Source organism: Sulfuricaulis sp. (assembly GCF_049587675.1).
In the GTDB taxonomy this organism is placed as follows: Bacteria; Pseudomonadota; Gammaproteobacteria; order Acidiferrobacterales; family Sulfurifustaceae; genus Sulfuricaulis.
This window is the reverse complement of record NZ_JBAVEJ010000105.1, coordinates 23832-35200: the sequence shown is the minus strand read 5'-3', so window position 1 is coordinate 35200 and position 11369 is coordinate 23832. Positions and strand designations below refer to the sequence as shown.

Annotated in this window: 9 protein-coding genes; all 9 read left to right on the top strand. The window is 59.1% G+C overall.

The features are described from left to right. Positions 1-542: 542 nt before the first annotated feature. The 9 genes from WB402_RS05605 (at position 543) to WB402_RS05565 (ending at position 11357) form a co-directional block, all read left to right on the top strand. Positions 543-848, top strand: a complete 306-nt coding sequence (locus WB402_RS05605; protein WP_424205930.1) for a panthothenate synthetase — start codon at positions 543-545, stop codon at positions 846-848. Between the two features lie 104 nt (positions 849-952). Then, a complete protein-coding gene (locus WB402_RS05600) occupies positions 953-1777 on the top strand; it encodes an RNase H family protein (RefSeq protein ID WP_424205929.1) in 825 nt (274 codons plus the stop codon). 540 nt (positions 1778-2317) lie between these two features. Then, entirely contained in the window at positions 2318-2920 is a 603-nt protein-coding gene (locus WB402_RS05595) for a TetR/AcrR family transcriptional regulator (RefSeq protein WP_424205928.1), read from the top strand. After that, the gene (locus WB402_RS05590) at positions 2917-4011 is read left to right on the top strand and encodes an efflux RND transporter periplasmic adaptor subunit (protein ID WP_424205927.1); all 1095 of its coding nucleotides are present in this window, start codon (positions 2917-2919) and stop codon (positions 4009-4011) included. The genes WB402_RS05595 and WB402_RS05590 overlap by 4 nt, the downstream gene beginning before the upstream one ends. Position 4012: 1 nt before the next feature. Further along, positions 4013-7114, top strand: a complete 3102-nt coding sequence (locus WB402_RS05585; RefSeq protein ID WP_424205926.1) for an efflux RND transporter permease subunit — start codon at positions 4013-4015, stop codon at positions 7112-7114. Further along, positions 7107-8525: an efflux transporter outer membrane subunit gene (locus WB402_RS05580; protein WP_424205925.1), complete on the top strand. Its 1419-nt coding sequence runs from the start codon at positions 7107-7109 to the stop codon at positions 8523-8525. The genes WB402_RS05585 and WB402_RS05580 overlap by 8 nt, the downstream gene beginning before the upstream one ends. 184 nt (positions 8526-8709) lie before the next feature. After that, positions 8710-9876, top strand: coding sequence for a S1C family serine protease (locus WB402_RS05575; protein ID WP_424205923.1), 1167 nt, complete (start codon positions 8710-8712; stop codon positions 9874-9876). 199 nt (positions 9877-10075) lie between these two features. Beyond that, a complete protein-coding gene (locus WB402_RS05570) occupies positions 10076-10336 on the top strand; it encodes a UBP-type zinc finger domain-containing protein (protein ID WP_424205922.1) in 261 nt (86 codons plus the stop codon). Between the two features lie 67 nt (positions 10337-10403). After that, positions 10404-11357 (top strand): DUF5996 family protein, encoded by a 954-nt coding sequence (locus tag WB402_RS05565; RefSeq protein ID WP_424205931.1) that lies wholly within the window; start codon positions 10404-10406, stop codon positions 11355-11357. Positions 11358-11369 lie beyond the last annotated feature (12 nt).

Here is an 11369-nt window from a genome sequence, read left to right as displayed (position 1 = left end):
TATCGAGAACAGTCGCTATGCCACGATAGCTATCTTCAGCGAGCTTGATCTTGTGGTCATCCATCTGTTTAGGCATTAAGAGGCTCAGTTGATGCTCGGTTAACTGGCGCTAATCTATCGTCTACGGCGGTTACTATCTCAAGTATAGATTTATTGACAAATTCCGCCCGTCGCACCCTGCCTCCGTGTTCCAATTTAGCTTCACGTCCATTTATGGCCGGTAAACGCCAATTTGGCGGGGCTTGGACGGCGGGATGCGCCAACGGACGTGCCACGAACGGCAATTGTTGGCCATTAACCGACCGGCAGCATTCGACCCATAGCCGTCATTGCCTCCGACATCGAACCAACTCTATTCTCGGTCCGTACATTCTGGAGATGATATACGGAAAGGAAAAGAACAAAATCACACCAAGACAGGAAGTTAGACCACTCTTACAGCCACCTGCGCTTCTGAGGATATACTGACGATATTGTCCGTATATCAACTGTTAGGCGTGTACGACACCGCCTTCAAATGTCGCAACAAAAGGAGTCATCACATGAAAATGCTACTTACGGTCGAATTCCCACTTGAGCCTTTCAACTCTCTCGTTAGGAGCGGAAAGGCGGGCGAAATCATTGGGCGTATCCTCGAAACAATCAAGCCAGAGACAGCTTACTTCACTGAGCAGGACGGAAAACGCGGCGGAATTTTTGTGATTAACGTACAAACTCCGTCGGATGTGCCCTCATTTTCGGAGCCCTTCTTTCTCAAGTTCCAGGCCAATTGCAAGTTTCGCATTCTGATGAGTCCGGAGGATTTGCAGAAGGCTGGTCTCGAGGATCTCGGAAAGAAGTGGGCGTAATATCCGCCTAACCCTGCATTCGAGCGGGACGCGCCAAAAGCGGTGCGCCCCTCAATTTGGACGTTATAAGTCACAAACGGTCAACGTTGATAGGAATTAAATAGTTGGTATCGGGACTAGGCATAATTGATGAATATGCATTAAACATTTTTACCGACGGATCTTCCTATCCAAAGAAGCAAAGAGCCGCCGGCGTAGGTGTTTGCCTAGTTTGGGTAAATGAATCTGGGGATGAAGAGTATGAAGAATACGCCCCACCTGGGTGGCAAAATGCAACTATTGATGAAATGGAGATAGAGGCATGTACTGTTGCTGTACAGGAGGCGAAGAGATTCTTAAAGGATAAAAACCGTTTTAAAAGAATTCTTATTTTTTCTGATTCACGATACGAGGTCGAAAATTATTTTAAGGCTATGCATATATGGCCAAATAAAAGATGGCTTGGGGCAAATGGCATGCCTGTTGCAAATATCGATTTGTGGAAGAGGCTAAGAAAAGAAGTTAAGAATTACCCAATTAAGGTGGATATTAAATGGGTCAAAGCTCATAAAAGTAATAAATACAATCGAGCAGCAAACAAATTAGCACAACAATCTGCGTCTTTGCCATTTAATAAGCCTCTTTCTCACAGCCAAACTACCAGAAAGTGGTCTGATCGAAATACAAAACGAGGTTGTGTTCCAGTTTTGGGGCAAGAGGCCAAAATTAGAATTATTTCCAGGGAATACGTAAAGAAAGCGAAAACATACGAGTATCGCTACGAAGTTATCGATCCTGACGATAAGTCGTTCAAAGATTTGGATTTCGTATTCTGCAATGAATATTTAAGCAGAAATAAATGCTTTCAAGTTCGTTTTAACTCTGAGCAGAAAAGGCCATTTATTCTAGAAATTATTCAAGAATTAGAATGCTCAAAATACAAGTACTGATGTTTTCAATAGCGACTCATAACAAGCGCATGCAGCCTGGCCAACAAACCGCTACGCGCTTTGTTGGCCGCTGATGCGAAGCGTTGAGCGTCCACTTCTGGGAAAAGTGAATGACCGGTATTGGTCGTTTTGCTGACGGTCCCGGATCCCAAAGCGGTCGTACGCGCTTCGCCAACCAGAAATTCATGTCATAAACTCATCTGACGTTTTTCCGCAGCAAACCGATGTCCAGGCGGTTAGAACCGGCAGAGACAGAGATGCTCGAACTCTCGATTCAGGCAAGCTGCATACGGGATTCCGGGCTTCATCCATGATGCTGACAATCCCGCCATAGCGGGTGTGGTCATTCCGTTTTTGCGCGCACCTCCTGCGTTTTTTGAGGGAGTAGTCGGTTCTCCCGTTGCTGCTACTGAGGTGGGGTTTCGCATGATGCAAAGCGTTGCCTTCGACTCGAAGCGGCTGCCACAGCCTGACCTTGTTCGTGTCGCGCCGGGCAACTAGACTAGTCAGTCTAATCGACAAAATTTCCATTATCCTGCTATGTCCACCGTACTTGAACCGCCCCCAGACACCCGGCAACGTCTACTGGATGCCGCTTGCGAAGCCTTCCGCGAAGAGGGTTACAAGGTAAGCATCGACCGCCTCGCCGCCCGCGCCCATGTGGCGCGGCAGACGGTGTACAACCATTTTCCCAGCAAGGATGCGCTGTTTGCCGAAGTGGTGCGCCATGCGATCCAGTCAGTGCTGGTGACGCTGGATCGAGATGGCGAGGTGCGGGCCACGCTGTTGGCTTTCAGCGAAGCCTACCGGGAAAAGATTCTGAGCGCCGATGGCATTGCGATCTTCCGCACGCTGACGGCGGAGGCGCCGCGTTTCCCGGCGCTGGCGAAACAGTTTTTCCGTCAAGGGCCGCAGACCACGCGCAAGCGCCTCGCCGAGTATCTCGCGTGGGCCATGGAAGAAGGGCAGTTGAGACGTGATGACCCTGATTTTGCCGCCGAGATGCTTGCGGCCATGCTGGGGGATTTCGATCGCCTGCGAGGCCTCATGAATTTGCAAACGGATTTGCTCAAGTCCACGAAAGCGGTGCAGGTGGTGGATTGCTTCCTGCGCGCCTTTGCTCCCGAAAAGGATAAGCCATGAAACGCCTCACCCTGTTTTTATTTTTGTCGCTGCTCGCCGCCTGCGGTCCGGATGGCAAGAGCGGCCCCGCGGGCCCCGGAGCAGCGGGTGCCATGCCGCCGCCGGAAGTAGAGGTCGTGCAGGTAAGCCGCGGCGCCGCAACACTTACCCGCGAGCTGGTGGGAAGAGTGACCGCCGTGCGCACGGCGCAGGTGCGCGCGCGCGTCGAAGGCATCGTGGAAAAGCGCCTGTTCGAGGAAGGCAGCGACGTGCGCGCCGGTGAGCCGCTGTTCCGGCTGGATGATCGCGCCTACCGTACCGCCGCGCAGGCGGCGGAAGCCGACGTGGATGTAAAAAAGCTCAACCTCTCTCGCGTGGTGTCACTGCTGCCCATCAAGGCGGTGAGCCAGCAGGAAGTGGATCTGGCTCGCGCCACGCTCAAACAGTCCCAGGCCCAGCTCGAGCGTGCCCGGCTGGATCTGGAAAACACCACCGTGCCCGCGCCCATCTCCGGCCGCATCGGCCGCGCGCTTGTGACCGAAGGTGCTCTCGTGGGTCGGGGCGACGCGACACTACTTACTGTCATCGAGCAGTTGGAGCCGGCGCAGGTGCTCTTCACCCAGCCCAATGCCGAGGTGTTCCGCCTCAGGAGTGCGCTCGCCGCGGGTTCGTTGAAAGTGGCGGAAAGCAGGGTCGTGGAACTTATTATGGATAACGGACAGCCCTACCCTCAGAAAGGCCGGCTCATTTTCAGCGACATGAGCGTGGATCCCACCACCGGCTCCGTCACCCTGAAAGCGGAATTTCCTAACCCCGGACATCTGTTGCTTCCTGGCGCATTTGTTCGAGTGAGGTTGCCTCAGGCGGTGGCAGAGGGCGTGATCGCCGTGCCCCAGCGGGCGGTGCTTTCCGGGCCCGAGAACCAATACGTGCTGCTGGTGGGGCCGGAGAACAAAGTCATGCCGCGCCCGGTGAAAGTCGGGGCCATGGCGGGCACGGACTTCGTCATCGAAGACGGCCTCAAGGGCGACGAAACCCTCATCGTAAACGGCGTGCAGAAGGTCCGGCCGGGCGCGGTCGTGAAACCCGTGCCGCTGACGCCGGGCAGCTGACATGGCCCGCTTCTTCATCCATCGACCCATCTTCGCCTGGGTCATCGCCATCCTGATCCTGCTCGTGGGTGTCATCGCGCTCAAGAATCTGCCGGTGGCCCAGTATCCGTCGGTGGCCCCGCCCCAGATCGCCTTCAACGTGACCTATCCCGGCGCTTCCGCGCAGGTGATCGAAGACACGGTCATCAAGCTGATCGAGCAGGAGATGAACGGCATCGAACATCTGCTCTACATGGAGGCGGCTTCCGAACTGGGCGCGGGGACGCTGACGCTCACCTTCGAGCCGGGCACCAACATCGACATCTCCTCGGTGGAAGCCCAGAACCGTTACAAGCGTGTCGAGGCGCGACTCCCGGAAGACGTGCGGCGGATCGGGGTGCCGGTGACGAAGCCGCAGCGCAACTATCTTATGTTCGTCGCCATTTATTCCAAGGACGGCAACCTTAACTTCATTGACCTCGGCAGCTTCGCGGCGGCCAACGTGCTCGACGCGATTCGCCGCGTACCTGGCGTGGGCGAGGCCATCCTGTTCGGCACCGAATATTCCATGCGCATCTGGCTCAAGCCGGAGCAACTCACCGCCTATGGCCTGACGCCCGCCGACGTGAAAAAGGCCTTGCAGGCGCAGAACGTGCAGCTCGCCACCGGCGAACTCAACCAGGCGCCGAGTGCTTCGGGCGCCCAGGTGAACGCCGTCATCGTCACGCGGGGACGGCTTTCCACGCCCGATGAATTCGGTAACGTGGTCATACGGGAGCTTGCCAGCGGAGCCACGGTGAAGGTGAAAGACGTGGCCCGCGTGGAACTTGGCGGCGACAGTTACGACCGCTACGCCCGAATGAACGGCCAGCCCATCGCCGCCATCGCGATTCGTGTCGCGCCCGGCGCCAATGCGCTCGACGTGGCGAAGGCTGTGAAGTCGCGCATGACGGAACTTGCCCGCTTCTTCCCCAAGGGAGTCGACTGGGCCGTGCCCTACGACAGCTCCCGCTTCGTGGAGATTTCCATCATCGAGGTGGTGAAGACACTGGGCGAGGCCATGGTGCTGGTGTTCATCGTGATGTACGTGTTCCTCGGGCATTGGCGCACCACCCTGGTACCCGCTGTGGTGGTGCCGGTGTCGCTGGCTGGCGCCACGGCGGGACTATATGCCTTCGGTTTTTCCATCAACGTGCTGACGCTGTTCGCCATGGTGCTCGCGATCGGTGTCCTGGTGGACGACGCTATCGTGGTGGTGGAAAACGTGGAACGCATCATGCGTGAGGAGCGTTTACCGCCGTTGGAGGCCACGCTCAAGGCCATGGATCAGATCCTCGGCGCGATCCTCGGCATCTCCGTCGTGCTCTCCGCCGTGTTCATGCCGATGCTGTTCTTCGGCGGTTCGGTGGGCGCCATCTACCGCCAGTTCGCCGCGACGCTGATTCTGACCATGGCGTTTTCGGTGCTGATGGCGCTGTCGCTCACGCCCGCCATGTGCGCGACGCTGCTCAAACCGGGCGAAGCGGAAAAAGATGAAAAGCGCAAGTTCAACCTTTTTTTCGGCCGCGTCGCTTCCGGCTATCGCGGTCTCACGGCGCGCATCCTTGCCCGCACCGGTCGCTGGGTGGTGATCTATCTCGCCATCGTGGCCGCCACCGGTTGGCTTTTCACCCTGATTCCCGGCAGCTTCCTGCCGGACGAGGACCAGGGTTATTTCATTTCGCTGGTGCAACTCCCCGCCGGGGCGACTCAGGAGCGCACGGTGGCGGTGCTCTCGCAGGTGGAGCAGTTCTACCTGAAACAGCCGGAAGTGGATAAGGTTATCGGCGTGGTGGGCTTCTCCTTCTTCGGCCGGGGGCAGAACGCGGCTCTCGCGTTCACACGGCTCAAGGACTGGGATGAGCGAAGCGGGTATGAACACTCGGCGCAGGGCGTGATCGGCCGGGCCATGGGAACATTCATGCGCATCAAGGAGGCCATCATCTTCGCGGTGAATCCTCCCCCCATCCCCGAGCTGGGCGCGGTCGGCGGATTCGATTTCCGGTTGTTGGACCGCTCCGGCCAGGGCCGCGATGCGTTGCTGAATGTGCGCAATCTCGTGCTCGGTCTGGCGTCGCAGGATCACCGGCTCGCCGGCGTGCGGCCGGAAGGCCAGGAGCCCGGGCCGCAGGTGTTCCTGGAAATCGACCGGGAGAAGACGCAGGCACTGCAAATCGACATGGCCGATCTCAACGATACTCTCTCATCCGCCATCGGCGTGGCCTACGTAAACGATTTTGTGCGCGCCGGGCGCATACTCCGCGTGCAAATGCAGGCGGACGCGGATCTGCGCAAGACGCCCGAGGATCTGTTGAAACTCCCGGTGCGAAACCGCCTGGGCGAGGTGGTGCTCCTGGGGGAAATCACGAGGCCGAAATGGATCGTGGGGCTCCCCAAGCTCGATCGCTACAACGGCAGTCCCTCCATGAAGATCGCGGGCGGCCCCGCGCCCGGTCATTCCACGGGCGAGTCGATGCAGGCCATGGAAGAAATCGCACAGAAGTTGCCGCCCGGCTACGCCTTTGAATGGTCCGGCACTTCTTTCGAAGAACGGCTCGCCGGCGCCCAGGCGCCGATCCTGTTCGCGCTGTCGCTGCTCGTGGTATTTCTGGCGCTTGCGGCACTGTATGAGAGCTGGTCGATTCCGTTCGCCGTGATCCTGGTGGTGCCGCTCGGCGTGCTTGGCGCGGTGCTGGCGGTGCACTTGCGCGGGCTGCCCAACGACGTGTTCTTCAAAGTCGGGCTCATTGCCATCATCGGACTCTCCGCCAAGAATGCGATCCTCATCATCGAATTCGCCCGCAAGCTCCACAATGACGGCATGGATCTCGTGGCCGCAACGCTGGAGGCGTGCCGGTTGAGGTTGCGACCCATCCTCATGACCAGCTTCGCCTTCATCCTGGGCGTGTCGCCGCTCGCGATCTCCACCGGTGCGGGCGCGGCCAGCCGCCACGCCGTGGGCACCGGCGTGATCGGTGGCATGATCGCCGCCACGGTGCTCGCTATTTTCCTGGTGCCGGTGTTTTTCGTGGTGGTGCGCAAGTTTTTCCCCGCCCGGCATCGTAAGGAAACGGAACATGACTGAACGAAATATATTTCCTATCTTCGCGACGGGAAATATGGCGCGGGCCGCGTTCGGAGCCGTCGTCTTGGCGTTGCTGGCCGGCTGTTCTTTCATCCCCGCCTACGAGCGTCCGGCCGCACCGGTGCCGGAACATTTCGACGGCGTGACAGAAGCCGCCGCCACCCCCTTGTCCCCCTGGCGCGACTATTACACGAATCCCTCGCTTCAAGTCCTGATCGAGGCGGCGCTCAATCACAACCGTGATCTCACGATCGCCCTGGCGCGGGTCGACGAAGCCCGCGGCCTGGCAGGCATCGCCCGCGCCGAGCGCTTCCCCACGCTGGAAGCGCAAGCCTCGGGCAACCGTTCACGCCTGCCGGGAGACCTCTCGGCTACAGGCCAACCGGTCGTCATCAGCCGCTATGACGCGGGCTTGGGGGTGAGCGCTTTCGAACTGGATTTCTGGGGTCGGGTGGCGGCGCTGAGCGAGTCCGCCCGGGCCCAGTATCTGGCGACCGACGAGGCGGCGAAAAGTTTTCGCATCGGCCTCATCAGTGATGTCGCCAACACCTGGCTGCTGCTCACGGAACTTGCCGAGCGCGAGCAGCTTGCTCTCGACACATTGAAGACGCGGGAGGAGAGTCTCGCCATCATCCGCAAGCGGCAGGAAGCGGGGCTGGCGACCGATCTCGACGTGCTCGCCGCCGAAGGTCTCGTGGAATCCGTGCGCGCCCTGTGGAATGACCTGAAGCGCCAGCGGATCGAGACGGAAAATGCCCTGCGCCTGCTCACGGGCATGGCGGTGACCTTGCCCGCGCCGACGAACGTTCTCAGCCAGCCTTCGATGGCTGAGCTGGCGCCGGGGCTGCCGTCGGACGTGCTCCTCCGGCGCCCCGATGTGCGTGCCGCCGAGCAGCGGCTTCTCGCCGCCAATGCCAGCGTGGGCGCAGCCCGCGCGGCATTTTTTCCGCGCATCACGCTTACCGCCAGCACAGGATCGGCAAGCAACGAGTTGTCCGGCCTGTTCGCTTCCGGCAGCAAAGCCTGGCTGTTCAATCCGGTGCTGACGTTGCCGCTGTTCGACGCGGGCCGCATCCGTTCCACCGTAGACGTGGCTGAAGCACGGAAAGTCCAGGCCGTGGCCGACTACGAAAAAACCATTCAACAGGCATTCCGCGAAGTGGCCGACTCCCTTGCCGCCGGGAGCACCTTCAGCGAACAAGTGGCCGCCCTGGAGGCCAACCTGCGCGCCCAACAGGCGCGCTTTGATCGAGTCAAAGCCCGTCAGCAGGCAGGCATCGCCAATTACCTGGAAGTGCTGGACGCCAGCCGGGAAACCTTCCTCGCGGAACAGGTTTTGGTCAGTTCGCGCCGGCAGCTCCTGAGCGCCCACGTGACCCTCTACAAGGTGTTGGGAGGTGGCGAAGAGTAGCTGCGCGTTGCTTGTCTTTCGAATTCACTTCCTCGCGCTGAAGGAGGTCAAGAAGACTGAACAATAAATGAATCAAGCTGTCTCAGTATTTGAAACGCAAGGTTAACGTTGTATTTCAATTACACTGACGCCTTAATTGCCTTAAAGAATGAAATCGATCGACAAATGCGGAAAGGCGGCGATCGTGCTCATCGCACTTGTGAACCGGCTCGGTCTCTTCATTGTGCGGCAGCGCATGCGGGTGTTGCTCGCAGCGCTCGCTCTGGTCCCGGCCGCGTCGGCATTCGCGGCAGCGGAATGCAACCAGTCGACCGCCGATCTTTACGACAGCAAGTCGCCAGCGGTGGTGCTCATCACCGCGCTCACCATCAATCCCTATCGCATGGACGACCGTGTTCAGCAGGTGACTGGGTCGGGGTTCATCATCGACGCCCATGGCCTGGTGATGACGAATTCGCACGTCGTGTTCGGTGCCCAGGCGATCGCCGTGACGCTCGATAACGGCACGGAGCTGCCGGCCAAGCTGCTCGGCGCCGATCCGATTTTCGATCTCGCGATTCTCCAGATTCCCGAACCGGATCGTGGAAAGTTGCCGGTGCTCGCCTTCGGCGACTCGGACAGCGTGCGGCCGGGCGACAGGGTCGTCGCCATCGGCAATCCGCTGGGCTTCGATCAGACCATCACCAGCGGGATCGTCAGCGGCCTCAATCGCATACTGCCCGAGCGGCCGCGGATGCTTGCGCATCCGATGATCCAGACGGATGCGGCGATCAATCCTGGCAATTCCGGCGGACCGTTGCTCAACCGCTGCGGCGACGTGATCGGTGTCACCAGCGAAATCCTTGGCGAGGCGCAAAACATCGGTTTTGCGATTCCGTCCAATCTCGCGCGTTCCGTCGTGGGTTCGCTCGTCGAGAAGGGCAGGCTGAGCCGACCGTGGTTGGGCATCGACGGCAGCCTGATCGACGCCGGGCTGAGAAAGATCTTCACTCTGCCGCTGACCGATGGTTTTCTCGTCGAGGTGGTCGAGCGGAACAGCCCGGCCGGAGTCGCCGGCATCATCGGAGGCCGCCTGCCGGTGAAGGTCGGAAGCCGGTCAATGATCCTGGGCGGCGATGTCATCGTCGCCATCAACGACATCGAACTGAAGAACGTCGAGAGTCTGCAACGCGCGCTCAAGACGATTGTCATCGGTACCCGGGCCAAGATGAAAGTCTTCCGGCAGGGCAAGACCTTCACGACCGAGTTCGCGATCACCGAACGCCCTTTGCAGCCGGGCGATGTGCCGGAATCATCGCAGAGCTTCACCTCGCAGCAAGCTCCGGGAAAAAACAACGACAAGATGCACTGAGAAATTGGGACCGAATCAAATAGCCCAGGCTCGATTATTCCCGCAACGTACGCGGAACTGACAACCAATAAGCGCGGATAAAAAAGTACACGCAATTTGTGTGGGCTAAGAAAGGTTGCGAGGCCACGGCAAAAAGCGGAACATGTATCGCTAAACGATCAACCGTCATGGCGTAGTCAGTTGCCATGGGAGAAACGGCATGGTCATGCGGTGCACCCATCTCGATTCGATTCGCGACGTCAGCCCGAACACCGCCGGCTGCGAGGAATGCCTGAAGCTCGGTGATCGCTGGTTACATCTGCGCCTGTGCATGACCTACGGGCACGTGGGCTGCTGCGATTCCTCGATGAACAAGCACGCGACCAAATATTTCCACGCGACGCACCATCCGATCGCGCGCTCCATCGAGCCGGGTGAGGCGTGGGATTGGTGTTACGTGGATAATGTCATGCTCGGTTAACGATCCGCCGACGACAAGAAATATTCCCCAATCCGACGCACAAACGCCCATGGACGACAAGGTGAACATGCAAGCTCAAGGCGTCTCGCGCAACGAAAGCTGGCCCGCACTGTCGCTCGCGGAGTGGCAGGACACCTATGCCACGCTACACATGTGGATGCAAATCGTCGGCAAGGTGCGGCTGGCCCAGTCGCCGATGCTCAATCACTGGTGGCAGGTACCGCTGTACGTGACCACGCGCGGGCTCACCACCTCGCCGATTCCGTACGGCGATGTCAGCTTCGAGATCAGCTTCGACTTTCTCGACCACCAGTTGCGAGTGCAGACCAGCGACGATGCCGTCACGACGCTCGCCCTGGCGCCGCGGTCGGTCGCCGATTTCTATTTCCACTTCATGGCGGCGCTGCGCGCGCTTGGCCTGAAGGTGTGGATCTGGACCATGCCCGTGGAAGTGCAGGACCCGATTCCATTTGACAAAGACGACAAGCATCACACGTATGTCCCGGAACAGGCGCAGCGATTCTGGCGCATCCTCAAGCAGGTTGACCGCGTGTTGCAGCAGTTCCGTTGCGGGTTTGTAGGCAAATGCAGCCCGGTGCATTTTTTCTGGGGCAGCTTCGACCTGGCGGTCACGCGCTTTTCCGGCCGGACGGCGCCGCCACACCCGGGCGGCATTCCGCACATGGCGGACTGGGTCACGCGGCTGGCGTATTCGCATGAAGTGAGCAGCTGCGGTTTCTGGCCCGGCGGCGGTCCGGTGCCGGAACCGGTCTTCTATGCCTATGCCTACCCGGAGCCGGAAGGATTCAAAAATTATCCTGTGCGTCCACAGGCCGCGTACTACAGCAACGACATGCACGAGTTTCTTCTGCCGTACGATGCGGTTCGCCAAACCGCGAACCCGGACGCCATGCTCATCGAGTTTGCGCAGAGCACATATGAAGCAGCTGCCGAATCGGCAGGCTGGGATCGCCGAGCGCTGGAATACGCCGCGTCGGAGGGAATCAAGCAGTCAGAATAATTGAAACTCTAA

Excerpts from the sequence above, each read along its gene's own strand:
- WB402_RS05605 (WP_424205930.1), top strand. The coding sequence starts at position 543 with ATGAAAATGCTACTTACGGTCGAATTCCCACTTGAGCCTTTCAACTCT.
- WB402_RS05595 (WP_424205928.1), top strand. The coding sequence starts at position 2,318 with ATGTCCACCGTACTTGAACCGCCCCCAGACACCCGGCAACGTCTACTG.
- WB402_RS05590 (WP_424205927.1), top strand. The coding sequence starts at position 2,917 with ATGAAACGCCTCACCCTGTTTTTATTTTTGTCGCTGCTCGCCGCCTGC.
- WB402_RS05585 (WP_424205926.1), top strand. The coding sequence starts at position 4,013 with ATGGCCCGCTTCTTCATCCATCGACCCATCTTCGCCTGGGTCATCGCC.
- WB402_RS05580 (WP_424205925.1), top strand. The coding sequence starts at position 7,107 with ATGACTGAACGAAATATATTTCCTATCTTCGCGACGGGAAATATGGCG.
- WB402_RS05570 (WP_424205922.1), top strand. The coding sequence starts at position 10,076 with ATGGTCATGCGGTGCACCCATCTCGATTCGATTCGCGACGTCAGCCCG.
- WB402_RS05565 (WP_424205931.1), top strand. The coding sequence starts at position 10,404 with ATGCAAGCTCAAGGCGTCTCGCGCAACGAAAGCTGGCCCGCACTGTCG.